At 71.6% G+C, this 16,703-nt stretch carries 16 protein-coding genes; 3 read left to right on the top strand and 13 right to left on the bottom strand.

Going from position 1 to position 16,703, the window contains the following annotated elements:
- Positions 1-12: 12 nt before the first annotated feature.
- The 3 genes from dnaG to dusB are packed head-to-tail and all read right to left on the bottom strand — an operon-like array spanning position 13 to position 4,476.
- On the bottom strand, positions 13-1,968 hold the full coding sequence (gene dnaG / locus ACWAUO_RS05195; protein ID WP_460773664.1) for a DNA primase: 1,956 nt from the start codon (positions 1,966-1,968) through the stop codon (positions 13-15).
- Positions 1,968-3,326: a deoxyguanosinetriphosphate triphosphohydrolase gene (locus tag ACWAUO_RS05190; protein ID WP_460773663.1), complete on the bottom strand. Its 1,359-nt coding sequence runs from the start codon at positions 3,324-3,326 to the stop codon at positions 1,968-1,970. The genes dnaG and ACWAUO_RS05190 overlap by 1 nt, the downstream gene beginning before the upstream one ends.
- Positions 3,316-4,476, bottom strand: coding sequence for a tRNA dihydrouridine synthase DusB (gene dusB, locus ACWAUO_RS05185; RefSeq protein WP_460773661.1), 1,161 nt, complete (start codon positions 4,474-4,476; stop codon positions 3,316-3,318). Before dusB ends, ACWAUO_RS05190 begins: the two co-directional genes overlap by 11 nt.
- A 56-nt stretch (positions 4,477-4,532) precedes the next feature.
- On the opposite strand from dusB, the gene ACWAUO_RS05180 reads away from it, so the two are divergent.
- Positions 4,533-5,036 carry a glutathione peroxidase gene (locus tag ACWAUO_RS05180; RefSeq protein ID WP_460773660.1) on the top strand — a complete coding sequence of 168 codons (504 nt, stop codon included), beginning with the start codon at positions 4,533-4,535 and terminating at the stop codon, positions 5,034-5,036.
- Here ACWAUO_RS05180 and ACWAUO_RS05175 read toward each other — a convergent pair whose 3' ends face one another.
- From ACWAUO_RS05175 to recO, 3 genes are read right to left on the bottom strand one after another with little or no spacing between them, the layout of a single operon-like run.
- Positions 5,037-5,732 carry a DsbA family oxidoreductase gene (locus ACWAUO_RS05175; RefSeq protein ID WP_460773658.1) on the bottom strand — a complete coding sequence of 232 codons (696 nt, stop codon included), beginning with the start codon at positions 5,730-5,732 and terminating at the stop codon, positions 5,037-5,039. It lies immediately after the preceding gene.
- A gap of 28 nt (positions 5,733-5,760) precedes the next feature.
- Entirely contained in the window at positions 5,761-6,570 is an 810-nt protein-coding gene (locus ACWAUO_RS05170) for an isoprenyl transferase (protein ID WP_460773657.1), read from the bottom strand.
- Entirely contained in the window at positions 6,567-7,295 is a 729-nt protein-coding gene (gene recO / locus ACWAUO_RS05165; protein ID WP_460773655.1) for a DNA repair protein RecO, read from the bottom strand. The genes ACWAUO_RS05170 and recO overlap by 4 nt, the downstream gene beginning before the upstream one ends.
- Before the next feature lie 36 nt (positions 7,296-7,331).
- Between recO and ACWAUO_RS05160 the strand changes: the two genes are divergently transcribed.
- Positions 7,332-8,027 carry a trimeric intracellular cation channel family protein gene (locus ACWAUO_RS05160; RefSeq protein WP_460773652.1) on the top strand — a complete coding sequence of 232 codons (696 nt, stop codon included), beginning with the start codon at positions 7,332-7,334 and terminating at the stop codon, positions 8,025-8,027.
- A 143-nt stretch (positions 8,028-8,170) separates the two neighbouring features.
- On the opposite strand, the gene leuA is transcribed toward ACWAUO_RS05160, so the two are convergent.
- Positions 8,171-9,931, bottom strand: coding sequence for a 2-isopropylmalate synthase (gene leuA, locus ACWAUO_RS05155; protein ID WP_460773650.1), 1,761 nt, complete (start codon positions 9,929-9,931; stop codon positions 8,171-8,173).
- A gap of 285 nt (positions 9,932-10,216) precedes the next feature.
- Between leuA and ACWAUO_RS05150 the strand changes: the two genes are divergently transcribed.
- Positions 10,217-11,743, top strand: coding sequence for a S1C family serine protease (locus tag ACWAUO_RS05150; RefSeq protein ID WP_460773648.1), 1,527 nt, complete (start codon positions 10,217-10,219; stop codon positions 11,741-11,743).
- A gap of 54 nt (positions 11,744-11,797) precedes the next feature.
- Here ACWAUO_RS05150 and era read toward each other — a convergent pair whose 3' ends face one another.
- The 6 genes from era to ACWAUO_RS05120 all read right to left on the bottom strand — a co-directional run bounded on the left by era (position 11,798) and on the right by ACWAUO_RS05120 (position 16,702).
- Positions 11,798-12,709: a GTPase Era gene (gene era, locus ACWAUO_RS05145; RefSeq protein WP_460773646.1), complete on the bottom strand. Its 912-nt coding sequence runs from the start codon at positions 12,707-12,709 to the stop codon at positions 11,798-11,800.
- A complete protein-coding gene (locus ACWAUO_RS05140; RefSeq protein WP_460773644.1) occupies positions 12,706-14,019 on the bottom strand; it encodes a hemolysin family protein in 1,314 nt (437 codons plus the stop codon). Before ACWAUO_RS05140 ends, era begins: the two co-directional genes overlap by 4 nt.
- A complete protein-coding gene (gene ybeY, locus ACWAUO_RS05135; RefSeq protein WP_460773642.1) occupies positions 14,016-14,489 on the bottom strand; it encodes an rRNA maturation RNase YbeY in 474 nt (157 codons plus the stop codon). The genes ACWAUO_RS05140 and ybeY overlap by 4 nt, the downstream gene beginning before the upstream one ends.
- Positions 14,486-15,493 carry a PhoH family protein gene (locus ACWAUO_RS05130; RefSeq protein ID WP_460774356.1) on the bottom strand — a complete coding sequence of 336 codons (1,008 nt, stop codon included), beginning with the start codon at positions 15,491-15,493 and terminating at the stop codon, positions 14,486-14,488. The genes ybeY and ACWAUO_RS05130 overlap by 4 nt, the downstream gene beginning before the upstream one ends.
- A gap of 79 nt (positions 15,494-15,572) precedes the next feature.
- Positions 15,573-15,920 carry an HIT domain-containing protein gene (locus ACWAUO_RS05125; protein ID WP_460773640.1) on the bottom strand — a complete coding sequence of 116 codons (348 nt, stop codon included), beginning with the start codon at positions 15,918-15,920 and terminating at the stop codon, positions 15,573-15,575.
- A 44-nt stretch (positions 15,921-15,964) separates the two neighbouring features.
- Positions 15,965-16,702 (bottom strand): 16S rRNA (uracil(1498)-N(3))-methyltransferase, encoded by a 738-nt coding sequence (locus ACWAUO_RS05120; RefSeq protein ID WP_460773638.1) that lies wholly within the window; start codon positions 16,700-16,702, stop codon positions 15,965-15,967.
- Position 16,703 lies beyond the last annotated feature (1 nt).

Raw genomic sequence — 16,703 nt, 5'->3', positions numbered from 1 at the left:
CCACGTCGACGATCAGGCGTCGCCGACGAGGGCCTGCCGCTGCAGGTCGATCTCGCGCAGGCGCATCCGCACCGAACGCCCCTCCTCCGAGTCCGGAGGCACCCGCTGGATCGCGCCGAGCAGCTCCCGCTTCGCGCGGTCGAGGCCCCGCAGGCGGATCTTGTGCGCGAGCTCCTTCGTCGTCATGACGGCGACGTCATCGTTCGCGGCCGGGAACGCGGCGGTCAGCAGCTCGGCCGCGAGCGACCGGTACGGCTCGCGCACGGCCTCCACCGCGGCCACCGGCCAGCCGGCGACGGTGTGGTCCGGGACCGCCGCGATGACCCGGCGGATGGCCTCCAGTGCCGGGTGGCGGAAGGTCTCGTCGAGCGCCGCCCGCAGCTCGCCCTGGTCGATGCGGTGGCCGTACTGCAGGAACCCCTGCACCGCGTCGCGCTCGAGCATGACCTCGGGTGTGCGCGGCAGCGACGCCATGGTCACGGCGACCATCGACGGCGCCTCGTCCTCCGGACCCGCCGGGGGCTCCCCCGGATGCTGCGGCCGGCCACGGTCCGGAGCGCGCTCCCAACCGCGCTGCTCCCGGCCGGACCGCTGCTCGCGCCGACCGTCGCGGCCGGAACCGCCGTCGCGGCCGCTCCCCGCATCCGATCGCCGCATGGCCCGCGACACCTCCCGACGGACCTCGGAGAGGTCCTCCCCGAGGCGTCGGGCGAGCACGTGCTCGTAGCGGTGTCGCAGCGCGTCGTCGCGGATGTCGGCGAGGAGCGGCGCGGTGGACTGCAGCCCCCGCAGTCGCCCTTCGACGGTGCCGAGGTCGAGCCCGGACAGCCGCTGGTCGATGATGAACTCGAACATCGGCGACTTCGACTCGATCATGCCGACGACCGCCTGGTCGCCGCGCTGCAGGCGCAGGTCGCACGGGTCGAGCCCCTCGGGGCCGACCGCGACGAAACTCGTCGCGTTGAGGTTCCGGGCCTCCGCGAACGCGCGCACCGCGGCCTTCTGCCCGGCGGCGTCGGGGTCGAACGTGAACACGATCTCGGCCGCCGCGTTCTCCCCGAGGATGCGGCGGAGCACCGAGATGTGCTCGGCGCCGAACGACGTGCCACAGGTGGCGACCGCGGTGGTCACCCCGGCGAGGTGGCACGCCATGACGTCGGTGTAGCCCTCCACCACGACCACCCGCGGCCGCTCGCCGCGGGCGATGTCGCGCTTGGCGAGGTCGAGGCCGTAGAGCACCTGCGCCTTCTTGTAGATCGGCGTCTCGGGGGTGTTGAGGTACTTCGGGCCGCCGTCGTCGTCGAAGAGCCGCCGCGCGCCGAACCCGATGACCTGCCCGGTGACGTCGCGGATCGGCCACACCACGCGGCCGCGGAAGCGGTCGTAGACGCCGCGCTGGCCCTGCGAGAGCAGGCCCGCGGTGGTGAGCTCCTCGCGGGTGAAGCCCTTGGCGGTGAGCGCGTCGAGGAGGCCCGACCAGCCCTTCGGCGCATAGCCCACGCCGAAGTGCGCGGCGGCGCCGGCGTCGAAGCCGCGCTCCCCCAGGAACCGCCGCGCGGGCTCCGCGTCGGGCGCCATGAGCTGGGACCGGTAGAACTCGGCGGCGGCCGCGTTGGCCTCGTACAGCCGTGCCCTGCCGGAGGTCTCGCGGGCGACGCCGCCCTCCTCCATGTGGAGCGTGATGCCGACGCGCGCCGCGAGCCGCTCGACCGACTCGGCGAACGACAGGTGGTCCATGCGCTGCAGGAACGTGTACACGTCGCCCGACTCGCCGCAGCCGAAGCAGTGGTAGAAGCCCACCTGCGGGCGCACGTGGAAGCTGGGGCTGCGCTCGTCGTGGAACGGGCACAGGCCCTTCAACGACCCGACGCCGGCGGGTTTCAGCGCGACGCGCTCGCCGATGATGTCGGCGATGTTGGTGCGGGCCTTCACCTCGTCGACGTCCGCCTGGGCGATGCGGCCGGCCATCACAGCCCCTCGAGCGGCTCGGGCAGCGCGTACGAGGCGGGGTGGATGCGGCGGCCGCCGGGCACCCAGATGTTCAGCGTCGCGAGGTCGACCTCGCCGACGAGCCGGTTGTGCCAGTCGATCGCGAACCGGTCGGTGAGGCTCGCGACCTGGTCGACGACGACGCGGCGGCGGGCCGCATCCGTCGCCGCGCGGGCGAAGTCCTCGGCGTGCAGCGGGTCGAGGTGCTCGGGCGACTCCCACAGCGCGGTGGCGAGGTGCTTCAGCAGCCGCCGCTGCTCCTTGTAGAGCTCCTTGCGCCCCTCGATGGACACCACGAACGCGCCGATGATGCCCTTCAGCACCGCCATCTCGGCCTCGACGACCCGCGGGACGACCACGTGGGCACCATAGCGGGTCAGCACCGGCCCGGGATACGCTTCGCGCGTCGCTGCGGTCGCGGCGCGGGCGAACCGGCCGATGAGGTCGGAGGTGAGGTTCTTCAGTCGGGCGAGCGCGGCCCGGCTGCCGTCGAACGTCTCGATCCATTCCGGCAGGCGCATGAGCCGGTACAGGGCGTCCTCGAGCTCCTCCCGGGTGAAGTCGTAGCCCACCCAGGTCTGGATCGCGCTGAGGATCGCGGAGTGCTCGCGCGCATCGCTCAGGCGGCGCGGGTCGAGGTAGCCGTTGACGACGGCGTCCTCGAAGTCGTGCACCGAATAGGCGATGTCGTCGGAGAGGTCCATGACCTCCGCCTCGATGCACCGCACCCGCCCGGGGGCGCCCTGCCGCATCCAGTGGAAGACCTCGGCGTCCTCCGCGTACACGCCGTACTTCAGCCGCCCGCCCGGGTCGGGAACGGGGTGCTCCGCCGTCCACGGGTACTTGCAGGTCGCGTCGAGGCTCGCGCGGGTGAGGTTCAGGCCGAAGCTCGCACCCTCGGCGTCCAGCACCTTCGGCTCGAGCCGGGTGAGGATGCGGAGGGTCTGCGCGTTGCCCTCGAAGCCACCGATGTCCTCGGCCCAGTCGTTCAGTGCCCGCTCGCCGTTGTGCCCGAACGGCGGGTGGCCGAGGTCGTGGCTGAGGCAGGCGGTGTCGACGACGTCCGGTGACAGGTGCAGCGCGGTCGCGAGCTCGCGCCCCACCTGGGCGACCTCCAGCGAGTGCGTGAGGCGGTTGCGGGCGAAGTCGGCCGGGCTCGCCGGGCTCAGCACCTGCGTCTTCGCGGCGAGGCGCCGCAGCGCCGCCGAGTGCAGCACCCGCGCGCGGTCGCGGGCGAAGTCGTCGCGCTGGGAGCGGTGCTCCTCCGGGTGGAAGCGTTCGGCCGACGCCTCGTCGTACCCGTCCGCGCGGATCGCGCCGGGTGCGTCAGCCGCCACTGGTGTCGAGCTCCGCATCGGCCAGGACGCACGTGGCGTCGACGCTCATGTCGCGGCTGTCGAGCCAGCCCTCCGGCAGCGCCGGGCGCTTGGGGGTGCCGGCGCGCCCGCGCTGCCCCTCGGCCGCGGCGCCGGGGTACGGCGCGTCGAGCTCGAGGGTGGCGATGAGCTCGTCGATCTCGGCGAGGCTCGACACGGTCGCCAGGCGCGCCCGCGTGTCGCCGCCGACCGGGTACCCCTTGAAGTACCAGGCGACGTGCTTGCGGATGTCGCGGCAGCCGCGACCCTCGTCCTCGAAGAACTCGACGAGCAGCTCCGCGTGCCGGCGGAACGCCTGCGCGACGAACCCGAGGGTCGCATCGACCGGGGTTCCCGCATCCGGGTCGCCGAGCGCCCGTGCCAGGTCGCCGAACAGCCACGGCCGGCCGAGGCAGCCCCGGCCGACCACGACGCCGTCGCAGCCGGTCTCCGCCATCATCCGCACCGCGTCCTCGGCCGACCAGATGTCGCCGTTGCCGAGCACGGGGATGTCGGTGACGGCCTGCTTGAGCGCGGCGATCGCGCTCCAGTCGGCCTGGCCCGAATAGAACTGGGAGGCGGTGCGCCCGTGCAGCGCCACGGCGGCGGCACCTGCATCCTGCGCCCGGAGCCCCGCCTCGATGAAGGTGAGGTGGTCGTCGTCGATGCCCTTGCGCATCTTCACGGTCACCGGGATGTCGCCCGCGCCGCGCACCGCCGCACGGACGATTTCCTCGAACAGGTCGGTCTTCCACGGCAGCGCCGCGCCGCCGCCCTTGCGGGTGACCTTGGGGACGGGGCAGCCGAAGTTGAGGTCGATGTGGTCGGCGCGGTCCTCGTCGGCGAGGAGCTGTGCGGCACGGCCGATCGTGTCCGGGTCGACGCCGTAGAGCTGGATCGAGCGCGGCGTCTCGGACTCGTGGTGACGGATGAGCCGCATCGTGGTGGCGTTGCGCTCGACGAGGGCGCGGGAGGTGATCATCTCGCTGACGTAGAGTCCCGCGCCGTACTCGCGGCACAGCCGCCGGAACGCGGTGTTGGTGATGCCGGCCATGGGCGCGAGCACGACCGGCACGTCGACGGTGATCGGGCCGATCCGCAGCGCGCGGTCGGAGGCGAGGGTGGCGGTCACCCGTCCATTCTCCCAGACCGCGGCTGTGCACGCGCCCGTGACGTTAGCCTGGCCCCATGAACGCGAACACCGCCGACGACCTGTTCTCGATCCCCTTCCGCACCGCCGACGGCGAGGAGACCACGCTCGCCGCGCACGCCGGCAAGGTCGTCATGGTCGTGAACGTGGCGTCCAAGTGCGGGCTGACCCCGCAGTACGAGCAGCTGGAGGGGCTGCAGCGCACCTACGGCGACCGCGGGTTCACCGTGCTCGGGTTCCCGTGCAACCAGTTCATGGGTCAGGAGCCCGGTTCGATGGAGCAGATCCTCGAGTATTGCGCGACCACCTGGGGCGTGAGCTTCCCGGTGCTCGACAAGGTGAAGGTCAACGGCCCCGGGGCGGCCCCGCTGTACAAGGCGCTGAAGAAGGCCGAGAACGCGGAGGGCGTGAAGGGTGCGGTGAAGTGGAACTTCGAGAAGTTCGTCATCACGCCGGAAGGCCGGGTGCACCGGTTCCGTCCGCAGACGAAGCCCGATGACCCGGCCGTCGTGTCGGTGATCGAGGCGGCGCTCCCGGCCTGATCAGGCCGGTTCGGCGACCGCCTCGGGCTCGTCGGCCTCGTGCCGCTCGGCCCACAGCTGGCGGACGATCTGCGCGAACGCGGCCGCGGGCTGGGCGCCGCTGACGCCGTACTTGCCGTCGATGACGAAGAACGGCACGCCGGAGATGCCGTAGGCGGTGGCCTGCGCCTGGTCCGCGCGCACCTGGTCGAGGTAGCGGCCGGACTCGAGTGCGGAACGCGCCTGCGCGGCATCCAGGCCCACCTCGGTCGCGAGCGCGACGAGCTCGTCGACGCGGCCGACGTGGCGGCCCTCGACGAAGTGCGCGGCCAGCAGCCGCTCCTTCAGCTCGAGCTGCAGGTCGTGCTCCTTCGCGAAGTGCAGCAGCTCGTGCGCCTTCACGGTGTTCGTCGGCTTCACGGTGTCGAAGTCGTAGGCGAGTCCCGCTTGCGCGGCGACGTCGGTCACCCGGGCGAGCATCTCGTCGACCTGCGCGGCCGGCATGCCCTTCTGCGCGACGAGGTACTCGCGCTCGGTGGTGTCGAGGTCGGCCGGGGTGTCGGGCGACAGCTCGTAGGAACGGTAGGTGACGGTCACCGCGGGGGCGTCGTCGTCTCGGGATGCGTCGGCCAGGCCTGCTTCGAGGTTGCGCTTGCCGATGTAGCACCAGGGGCACGCCACATCGCTCCACACCTCGATCGTGATGGGGTCGGTCATGTCAGGCACAACCGGTTCCAGCCGCGCGCTATTCCGTTGCGGCGCGATCGGGCGTGTCGACGGCGCCGCCGAACCGGCGCTCACGGTGCTGGAAGACCTCGATCGCCTCCCACAGGTCGTTGCGGGTGAAGTCGGGCCACAGGGTGTCGAGGAACACGTACTCCGCGTACGCGGACTCCCACAGCAGGAAGTTCGAGGTGCGCTGCTCGCCGCTCGAACGGACGAACAGGTCGACGTCGGGCATCCCGGGCTGGTAGAGCCGGCGCTGCAGCAGCTTCTCCGAGACGGCGGAGGGCTTGAGCCGCCCGGCGGCGACGTCGTCGGCGATCGAGCGGACCGCATCCACGATCTCGACCCGGCCGCCGTAGTTCACGCACATCGTGAGGGTGAGCACGTCGTTGTCGCGGGTGAGCTCCTCGGCGAACTGCAGCTCCTTGATGACCGAGCCCCACAGGCGCGGCTTGCGTCCCGCCCAGCGCACGCGCACACCCCACTCGTTGAGCTGGTCGCGGCGGCGATGCAGCACGTCGCGGTTGAACCCCATGAGGAAGCGCACCTCGTCCGGCGAGCGGTTCCAGTTCTCGGTGGAGAACGCGTAGACGCTGAGGTGCTTCACCCCGGCCTGGATCGCCCCCGCGACCACGTCGAGCAGCGCCGCCTCGCCGGCCTTGTGCCCCTCCACACGGGTGAGGCCGCGGCGGTTCGCCCACCGGCCGTTGCCGTCCATCACGATCGCGACGTGCTTCGGCACCTTCGGGAACGACGGCGGGTACTCCCCGGTCCAGTCGATCGGGCGGTAGGGCACCGCGTCCTTGTGCGTGTAGGGGCGGGGACTCACCGGGTGTGCTCCATCTGGGACAGGGATCGGATGCCGCGTTCGAGGTGCCACTGCGCGTACGCGGCGATGAGCCCGGACGCACTCGAGGACGTGCGGGCGGGCGCGCCGTCGATGAGCTCCCACTCCCCCGCGAGGAGGGCGCGCAGGAGCGCCGTGGTGTCGGCGTCGACGCGCGCGGCGCCCGCGGGTGCGCAGGCGTCGCAGACCGCGCCGCCGGCCTGGGCGAGGAACCAGCGGTGCGGGCCGACGGCGCCGCAGCGGGCGCAGGCGTCGAGCCCGGGCGCCCAGCCCGACAGGGCCATCGCGCGCAGCAGGTAGGAGTCGAGGATGCTGCGCGAGGCGTGGGCGCCCTGCGCCAGCGCGCGGAGCCCGCCCACCAGGAGCAGGAAGTGCTGCGGGGTGGCCTCGGCATCCCCCAGCCGGTCGGCCGTCTCGACCATGGCGCTGGCCGCGGTGTAGCGGTCGTAGTCGGCGGCGATGTCGGAGCCGTAGGTGCCGAGGGTCTCCGCCTGCTGCACGATGTCGAGGTTGCGGCCGATGTGGAACTGCGCGTCGGCGACCATGAACGGTTCGAGCCGGGCGCCGAGCCGCGACGAGGTGCGGCGGACGCCCTTCGCGACGGCGCGGATCTTGCCGTGGCGTCGGCCCAGCATCGTCACGATGCGGTCGGCTTCACCCAGCTTGTGGGTGCGCAGGACCACGACTTCGTCGCGATAGGTGGGCACCATCCGATTATCCCGCCCCTGACCGACAATGGACTGGTGACCGAGCCGCTCTTCGTCATCCCGCTGTGGGCCGACCTCATCGCCGTGGGGCTCGGCGGCGTGCAGGGCGCGCTGTTCGCGTCCGGCTTCCGGGGGCAGCGCCGCCTCGACTTCCTCGGCGTCGCCATCATCGGCATCCTCGTCGGGATGGGCGGCGGACTCATCCGCGACCTGCTGCTGGGGCTGTCCCCCACGACGCTGCACAGCAACTGGTACCTGCTCACCGCGACGGTCGCCTCCCTCGTCGGGATGCTGCTCGCCGGGCTGTTCCAGCGCCTGAACGCCGTGATCGTGGGGCTGGACGCACTCGTCATCGGTCTGTTCGGCGCGTTCGGCACCGGGAAGGCGCTGGCGCTCGGGCTGCCGATCGTGCCGGCGATCTTCGTGGGCGTCTGCGCGGCGGTCGGTGGCGGCATCCTCCGCGACGTGATCATGGGCCTGCCGGTCGCGATCATGCACGTCGGGTCGCTCTACGCGGTCGCGGCGGGCGCCGGCTGCGTCGTCCTCGCCGTGCTGGAGCTGCTGGACGTGCCGATCGCCGTCGCCGCGATCGCCGGGGTCTCGGTGACGACGGTCATCCGCATCCTCGCCGTCGTGTTCGACCTGTCGCTGCCCGAGCAGCGGATGCTCTACCGCCGCAAGGTCGCGGTGGAGACCGCCGCGATCCCCGTCATCCGCCCCTCCGCCGACTGACCCGTCCGCGTGCGGCCGGCGTTCGGGCGCCGAAACAGCATCTGGCCGCCGAAACTGCGGGGTTACCCCGCTGTCTCGGCGGCCAGTTGCAGTCTCGCGGGCCGGACGGGCCGGACGGGCCGGACGGGCCGGACGGGCCGCGGTCAGACGGCGGTCAGCTCGGCGGCGCGCTCGCGGGTGCGGATGGCACGGTTCACGCCCGACACGATCGCCTTCAGGGATGCGGTCGAGATGTCGTTGTCGATGCCGACGCCCCACAGCCGCTCGCCGTCGACCTGCAGCTCGACGTAGGCGGCGGCCTGCGCGTCGCCGCCGGAGCTCATGGCGTGCTCGACGTAGTCGTACAGGGTGATGTCGAACCCGGCGGCACGCACGATCTCCAGGAACGCCGCGACCGGGCCGTTGCCCGTGCCGGAGGCGTCCACGCGGCGGTCGCCGTCGCGGACGGTCACGTCCAGCCGCACGTCGCCGGCCAGGTCGCTCTCGGTGCGGGTGCCGAGCAGCTCGAAGCGGCCCCAGCGCTCGTCGGCCGTGTCGGACGGCAGGTACTCGTCGCGGAAGATCCGCCAGATCTCGTCGCTCGTGACCTCGCCGCCCTCGGCGTCGGTCTTGGCCTGCACGACGCCGGAGAACTCGATCTGGAGTTTGCGGGGCAGGTCGATCGCGTGGTCGGTCTTCAGCAGGTAGGCGACGCCGCCCTTGCCGGACTGCGAGTTCACGCGGATGACCGCCTCGTACGAACGGCCCAGGTCCTTCGGGTCGATCGGCAGGTACGGCACGGCCCACTCGATGTCGTCGACGGTCTTGCCCTCGGCGGCCGCGCGGGCCTCCATCGCCTCGAAGCCCTTCTTGATGGCGTCCTGGTGCGAGCCGCTGAACGCGGTGAACACGAGGTCGCCGGCCCAGGGGCTGCGCTCGGGCACGGGCAGCTGGTTGCAGTACTCGACCGTGCGCTTGACCTGGTCGATGTCGCTGAAGTCGATCTGCGGGTCGATGCCCTGCGTCAGCATGTTGATGCCCAGCGCGACCAGGTCGACGTTGCCGGTGCGCTCGCCGTTGCCGAACAGGCACCCCTCGATGCGGTCGGCGCCGGCCATGTAGCCGAGCTCCGCGGCGGCCACGGCGGTGCCGCGGTCGTTGTGCGGGTGCAGCGAGAGGATGACGTTCTCGCGGTGCTTCAGGTGGCGGCCCATCCACTCGATCGAGTCGGCGTAGACGTTGGGCGTCGCCATCTCGACCGTGGCGGGCAGGTTGATGATGACCTTGCGCTCCGGGGTCGGCTCGAACACGTCGAGCACCTGGTTGCACACGTCGACCGCGAACTCCAGCTCGGTGCCGGTGTACGACTCGGGCGAGTACTCGTAGTACACGGTGGTCTCGGGGATGCGCTGCTCGTACTCGCGGCACAGACGCGCGCCCTCGAGCGCGATGTCGATGATGCCCTGCTTGTCGGTGCGGAACACCACCTCGCGCTGCAGGATGCTGGTCGAGTTGTACAGGTGCACGATCGCCTGCTTCGCGCCCGCGATCGCCTCGTAGGTGCGCTCGATGAGGTGCTCGCGGGACTGCGTCAGCACCTGGATGGTGACGTCGTCCGGGATGAGGTCCTCTTCGATGAGCTGGCGGACGAAGTCGAAGTCCGTCTGGCTCGCCGAGGGGAAGCCGACCTCGATCTCCTTGTAGCCCATGCGCACGAGCAGGTCGAACATGACGCGCTTGCGCTCGGGGCTCATCGGGTCGATCAGCGCCTGGTTGCCGTCGCGCAGGTCGACGGCGCACCACCGGGGCGCGGTCTCGATGCGCTTGGCGGGCCAGGTGCGGTCCGGCAGGTCCACGCGGATCTGCTCGTGGAAGGGACGGTACTTGTGCGTCGGCATGCCCGACGGCTTCTGGGTGTTCTGCATTGGTCGCGTTCTCTCGTCAATGGAGGCGGGCCAACACGAAGCTCCGCGACGAGGAAGGCCCTAGAACGAGGCCTCGTCGCGGCAGCTAAGAAGGAGCTGGCCGAAGCGCATGCACCCAGGCTACACCCTGCGCCCGGGCGGATGCGGACGACCACCGCCCTGCGGAGGGTCGGACCGCCGCGCCCGTGCCCGAATCGTTACCCAGCGCACGACACGCCCGGAGGATACTCGCAGCTGAGATCGCGCTGGGGGGAACACCGCGATGTGCAGGGCCCGGACGCGCGCATGACGAGGGGGAAGGTCATCGTGACAAGACATCTGTTCCATCGGCGCGCCGTGGCGGCCGCAGCGGTCGCGTCGGTCGCGGCGCTGACGCTCACCGGCTGCATGTTCGGGGGCGAGCAGGCGACGTCGAAGGCGGTCGGCTTCGAGGAGGTCGAGACGGCCACGGTGTATCTGAAGGGCCAGGGCACCTTCATCGACCCGGGCACGCTCGACCCGGCGGAGGGACGCTGGATCGGCTCCGGGTTCCTGGTGAGCCCGGACGGGCTCGTGGTGACGAACAACCACGTCGTCACCGGCGCGGGCACGCTCGACGCGTTCGTCGGCGGGGAGGAGGAGGTGCCGGCGAAGGTGCTGGGCGCCTCCGAGTGCCTCGATCTCGCGGTCGTCCAGCTGGATGCGGAGGACCTCCCGTTCTTCGACTGGTACGACGGTGACATCACCACCGGCCTCGACGTGTATTCGGCCGGGTTCCCGCTGGGCGCCGCCGAGGAGTTCACCCTCACGCGCGGCATCGTGTCGAAGGACGATTTCTCGTTCGACACGGCATGGGCCTCGCTCGACCACGTGATCGAGCACGACGCCCGCATCCGCGGCGGCAATTCCGGCGGTCCGCTCATCGACGCGAAGGGGCGACTGGTCGGGGTGAACTACGCCGGCAACGACTCGCTCGACTACAACTTCGCGATCCACCGCGACATCGCGCAGGACGTGCTGGAGAAGCTCGCCTCGGGCGAACCCGTCGACTCCATCGGCATCAACGCGCAGGCGTGGGGCACCGAGGACGGTTCGCTGTCCGGCGTGTGGGTGTCCTCGGTCGAGGCGGGCGGTGCGGCGGACGCCGCGGGCATCGAGCCGGGCGACCTCATCCACAAACTCGCGGGGGTGAGCGTCGGCACCGACGGCACGCTCGCCGAGTACTGCCAGGTGCTGCGCACCCAGGGCTCCGACGCCACGATCGACGTCGAGGTCTATCGCCCGGCGACGGACGAGCTGCTGGAGGGCCAGGTCAACGGCAAGGAGCTGAAGGTCACCGCGTCCGGCGTGTTCGGCGGGTCGGACACGACCACGACCGGTGGGTTCACCACGATCACCGACGACGCCGGTGTGCTGCGCGTGTCGGTGCCGGTCGAGTGGGGCGACGTCGACGGCGCGGGCTTCGACGACGGCGGTACGCCCTGGTACGCGCTGGCCGCCGCGCCCGACATCGCGGCCTTCGCCGACAGCTACGACGCGACGGGCCTGCAGCTCATGGCGAGCGACCGTGCCGGGATGTCGGCCGACGCGGCACTGTCGCGGTTCTCGATCTTCGACGGGGTCTGCGCGCCGACGGCGACGGGCGAGCCGTACGACGACGGCATGTACGCGGGCGTCTACTCCGAGTGGGAGTGCGGCGACAGTCTCGCGTACGTCATCTCCGGCTTGGACGCGGACGGCAACAACGTCGTGGTGCTCCTGCAGCTCGCGACGCAGTACGACGTGGACGAGGCGCTGCCGGAGATCCTCAACACGTTCCAGGCGGCGTTCTGACACGGCGGGGCCGGGACCGCGCACGTCGGTGTGCGGCCCCGGCCCCGTGCCGGTTCAGAACCCGAGGCGGCCGAGCTGTTTGGGGTCGCGCTGCCATTCCTTCGCGACCTTCACGTGCAGCGACAGGTAGACGCGCGAGCCCAGCAGCGGCTCGATGCCGGCGCGGGCGCGGGCGCCCACATCCTTCAGCCGGGCGCCCTTGTGGCCGATGATGATCGCCTTCTGGCTGTCCCGCTCGACCACGATGTCGGCGTAGACGTCGGTGATGTCGGAGTCCTCGCGCGGCGCGATGTCCTGCACCACGACGGCGATCGAGTGGGGCAGTTCGTCGCGGACGTCCGAGAGCGCGGCCTCGCGGATGATCTCGGCGACGCGGTGCTCGGTGTCCTCGTCGGTCGTGATGTCGGTCGGGTACAGCGCCGGCGAGACGGGCATGAGGGCGAGGAGTTCGCCGGTGAGCACGTCCAGCTGCTCCCCGGTGAGCGCCGAGAGCGGGATCACCGCGGTCCAGTCCTCACGGAGGGCGTCGACCTCCATGAGCCGCTGGGTGATCTGGTCGCGCGTCGCCGCATCGGTCTTCGTCACGAGCGCGAGCTTCTTGGCGCGCGGGTAGCCGTCGAGGGACTGCGCGATGCGGCGGTCGCCGGGGCCGACCTCCTGGGTGGCGGGGGCGCAGAAGGCGATGACGTCGACGTCGCCGAGCACGTCGTCCACGAGGTCGTTCAGCCGCTCGCCGAGGAGCGTGCGCGGACGGTGCACACCGGGGGTGTCGACGACCACGAGCTGCCCGTCCGGGCGGTTCACGATGCCGCGGATGGCACGGCGGGTCGTCTGCGGCTTCTCGCTCGTGATGGCGATCTTCTCCCCCACCAGCGCGTTCATCAGCGTGGACTTGCCGACGTTCGGCCGTCCCACGAAGGTCACGAAGCCGCAGCGGAAATCGGCTGCCTGCTCGGGAGCGGTCATCGTTCGTCCTTTCGGATGCGGATCTCACCGGTGCGGGTGGAGACCTGGTCTTCGGGCACCGGCACGCGTTCGACGAAAAGCGTCGCGATCCCCCGGCCCCGGCCGCGCGAGGTCGCGCCGGTGAGGGTGAGCCCCTCGTACTCGACGGTGTCGCCGGGCTGCGGCACGCGGCCGAGCACCTTGCCGAGCACGCCGCCGACGGAGTCGACGTCCTCGTCGTCGAGTTCGAGGCCGAACAGGTCGCCGACCTCGTCGAGCCCGAGCCTGGCGCTCACGCGGTACCGGCCCGGTTCGAGCTCGACGACCTCGCTGGGGCGCGGGTCGTACTCGTCCGCGATCTCGCCGACGAGCTCCTCGATGAGGTCCTCGAGGGTCACCAGCCCCGCGATGCCGCCGTACTCGTCGACGACCATGCACACGTGCACGGCGTCGCGCTTCATCTGCTGCAGCAGCGACTCCGCCCGCATGGACTCGGGCACGAACACCGCGGGCCGGGCGATGCGCGCGGCCGGCAGATGCGCCCAGGCGGCCTCGTTGCGGAACGCGAACTGCACGAGGTCCTTGAGGTAGAGGATGCCCTCGACCTCCTCCCCGTCCGCCGACATGAGCGGCATGCGCGAGACGCCCTTGTCCAGGAACAGCCCGAGGGTCTCGCGGGCGGTGGCGTCCGCATCCACGACGACCATGTCGGTCCGGGGGATCATCACCTGGCGGACGTACGTGTCGGTGAACTCGAAGACCGAGTGGATGAGTTCGCGGTCGTCCTCCTCGATGAGGTCCTGCATGGCGGCCTCGTCGACCATGCTGAGCAGCTGTTCCTCGGTGTCGAACGACGAGGCGCGTGCGCCGCCGGGGGTCACCCTGCTGCTGAGCGCGACGAGCCCGTGGGCGAGCGGCCCGAGGAGCACCCGGAGTCCGCGGACGACCGGTGCGGACGCCCGCAGGAGCCCGGGGGCGTTGCGGCGGCCGAACGCGCGGGGGCTCGCGCCGACGGCGACGAACGAGATGCCGGTCATGAGCACGACGGCGGCGAGCAGCGCCCACCAGATGCTGTCGAACCACTCCATGAACGCCGCGGTGACGAGCACGGCCGCCGCCGTCTCGGCCAGCACGCGGATGAACACCACCGCGTTGGCGTGCGCGTCGGGGTCGGCGGCGATGCGGTGCAGCTCCTTGGCGTTGCGCCCCTCCTCCGCCATCTCGGCGAGGTCCTGTCGCGAGGTGACGCCGAGCGCGGCGTCGATCGCGGCCATGAGCCCGCCGAAGGCGACGAGCAGGACCGCGGCGAGCAGGAGCAGCAGCGCGGTCATCGGGAGCGGCGCCGTTCGGCGAGCGTGAACGACACGATGAGGTCGCGCTGCAGGCCGAACATCTCCTTCGCGTCCTGCGGCTCGGCGTGGTCGAAGCCGAGCAGGTGCAGGAGCCCGTGGGTGGTGAGCATGACGAGCTCGTCCATCATCGGATGCGGCGGGCTCGCCTGCGCGGCCTGCACCTGCGCCACCTGCGGGCACAGCACGATGTCGCCGAGGAGACCGGGCGGGGTGGGCGCGTCGTCGGTGCCGGGACGCAGCTCGTCCATCGGGAAGCTCAGCACGTCGGTGGGGCCGGGCTCGTCCATCCACTGCACGTGCAGCGCCTCCATGGCGCCCTCGTCGACGAGGAGGATGGCGACGTCCGCGTCGGGGCTGATCCGCAGCTCCCGGAAGTTGCTCTCGACCAGCCGCAGGATGACGGTCTCGTCGACCTCGACGCCGGACTCGTTCGTGATCTCGATGGTCATGGGCGTCCTCGTCTGGTCTGTCGGTCGCGCGCGCCGCGTCGTTCCGCGCGGTTCGCGAATTCGGTGGCCTCGTCCCGCTCGCGGCGGCCGGCGAGTCGGCGCTCGTCGTATTCGCTGTACGCGTCGACGATGCGGCCGACGAGCGTGTGGCGCACCACGTCGTCGCTGGTGAGGGTGGCGAAGTGGATGTCGTCGATGTCCTTCAGCACGCGGGTGACCAGGCGCAGCCCCGACGACCCCTGCGGCAGGTCGACCTGCGTGATGTCGCCGGTGACGACCATCTTCGTGCCGAAGCCGAGCCGGGTCAGGAACATCTTCATCTGCTCGGGCGTGGTGTTCTGCGCCTCGTCGAGCACGACGAAGGAGTCGTTCAGGGTGCGGCCGCGCATGTAGGCGAGCGGCGCGACCTCGATCGTGCCGGTCGCCATGAGCTTGGGCACGATCTCCGGGTCGAGCATCTCGTTCAGCGCGTCGTAGAGCGGGCGCAGGTACGGGTCGATCTTGTCGGTGAGCGTGCCCGGCAGGAACCCGAGCCGCTCCCCCGCTTCGATCGCCGGCCGCGACAGGATGATGCGGCTGACCTCCTTGCGCTGCAGCGCCTGCACGGCCTTGGCCATCGCGAGGTACGTCTTGCCGGTGCCGGCCGGGCCGATGCCGAACACGATCGTGTTCTCGTCGATCGCGTCGACGTACTGCTTCTGCCCGAGGGTCTTCGGGCGGATGACGCGCCCGCGCGAGGACAGGATGGGCTCGCTCAGCACCTCGGACGGCCGCATCCCGCCGTCGTCCAGCATCCGCTGCGACGAGCGCACCTCGGTCGGCTCGAGATCGACGCCCGAACGGGTCATCTCCAGCATCTCCTCGACGAGGCGGCGGGCCGCGGCGACCGCGTCGGCGGGGCCCTGCAGCGTGATCTCGTTGCCCCGCACGTGCAGGTCGACGTCGGGGTGCTCGTGTTCGACGACCCGCAGCAGGCGGTCCTCGGGCCCGAGCAGCCGGACCATGGCGATGCCGTCGGCGAACAGGCGCTCGACGATCAGGTCGCCGGTGCCGTCGGCGGCGGCGTCCCCGTGGTCGGGGGTGTCACTCACCGAGGCTCCCCTCGTCGAGTCCGCCGGCGAGCACGTGCGCGTGCACGTGGAAGACGGTCTGGCCAGCGCCGGCACCCCGGTTGAAGATGAGACGGAAGTCGCCGTCGGCGTGCTCGGCCGCGAGCTGTGCGGCGAGGTCGGTCATCTCGGCCAGCAGCGACGCGTCGCCGGCGGCGAGCTCGACGACGTCGCGGTACTGCTCGGTCTTGGGGATGACCAGCAGGTGCACCGGGGCCTTGGGCGCGATGTCGCGGATGGCGAAGACCCGCTCGGTCTCGGCGATGATCTCGGAGGGGATCTCTCCGCGCAGGATGCGCGTGAAGACGGAGGGCTCGCTCATGCCTTCCAGTCTATCGACGCCGGTCCGCCCCGGGCCGGGCCCCGTCACCAGCGGCCGAGCGCGACCGCGATCGCGGCGATGGCGGCGGGTCCCGCGGTGGAGGTGCGGAGCACCTCGGCGCCCAGGCGCGCCTCGCGCGCGCCGGCGGCGACGAGCTTCTCCCGCTCCTCGGGGGCGATGCCGCCCTCGGGCCCCACGACGAGGACGATCTCCGCGGCGGTGCGCAGGTCGTCCGCGAGCGCGGTCAGCGCGGTCGACGCGGTCGGCTCGAGCACGACCACGAGCGCGGATGCGGCGCGCTCGGCGAGCTCGGCGGTGCGGGCGGGTGCGGCGACGACCGGGATCCACGGCCGGTGGGCCTGCTTCCCCGCCTCACGGACGATGGTCTCCCACCGGACACGACCCTTCTCGGCCTTCTGGCCCTCCCACCGCGAGACGCTGCGGGCCGCCTGCCACGGCACGACCTCGTCGACGCCGAGCTCGGTCGCCGCCTGGACGGCGAGCTCGTCGCGGTCGCCCTTCGCGAGCGCCTGCACGAGCACGAGCCGCGGGGTCGCGGCCGGCACCTCGCGCCGGTCCGCCACGCGGACGACGACCTCGCGGGGGGCGACCTGCTCGCAGGTCCCGGTCAGCCAGACGCCCGCACCGTCGCCGACCGTGACCTCCTCGCCGACCCGCACGCGGCGGACGGCGGCGGCGTGGTGCGCCTCGGCGCCGGTGAGCACGACCGCGTCACCGGGGCCGGCGCCCGTCGCGGCGGGGTCGACGAAGTGCAGCGCCACG

The sequence above is a fragment of the Microbacterium sp. GXF7504 genome (assembly GCF_054798235.1).
The sequence above is the reverse complement of the archived record's forward strand: the minus strand, read 5'-3'. Positions and strand labels throughout refer to the sequence as shown.

Excerpts from the sequence above, each read along its gene's own strand:
- dnaG (WP_460773664.1), bottom strand. The coding sequence starts at position 1,968 with ATGGCCGGCCGCATCGCCCAGGCGGACGTCGACGAGGTGAAGGCCCGC.
- ACWAUO_RS05180 (WP_460773660.1), top strand. The coding sequence starts at position 4,533 with ATGAACGCGAACACCGCCGACGACCTGTTCTCGATCCCCTTCCGCACC.
- ACWAUO_RS05175 (WP_460773658.1), bottom strand. The coding sequence starts at position 5,732 with ATGACCGACCCCATCACGATCGAGGTGTGGAGCGATGTGGCGTGCCCC.
- leuA (WP_460773650.1), bottom strand. The coding sequence starts at position 9,931 with ATGCAGAACACCCAGAAGCCGTCGGGCATGCCGACGCACAAGTACCGT.
- ACWAUO_RS05150 (WP_460773648.1), top strand. The coding sequence starts at position 10,217 with ATGACGAGGGGGAAGGTCATCGTGACAAGACATCTGTTCCATCGGCGC.
- era (WP_460773646.1), bottom strand. The coding sequence starts at position 12,709 with ATGACCGCTCCCGAGCAGGCAGCCGATTTCCGCTGCGGCTTCGTGACC.
- ACWAUO_RS05140 (WP_460773644.1), bottom strand. The coding sequence starts at position 14,019 with ATGACCGCGCTGCTGCTCCTGCTCGCCGCGGTCCTGCTCGTCGCCTTC.
- ybeY (WP_460773642.1), bottom strand. The coding sequence starts at position 14,489 with ATGACCATCGAGATCACGAACGAGTCCGGCGTCGAGGTCGACGAGACC.
- ACWAUO_RS05130 (WP_460774356.1), bottom strand. The coding sequence starts at position 15,493 with ATGGTCCGGCTGCTCGGGCCCGAGGACCGCCTGCTGCGGGTCGTCGAA.
- ACWAUO_RS05125 (WP_460773640.1), bottom strand. The coding sequence starts at position 15,920 with ATGAGCGAGCCCTCCGTCTTCACGCGCATCCTGCGCGGAGAGATCCCC.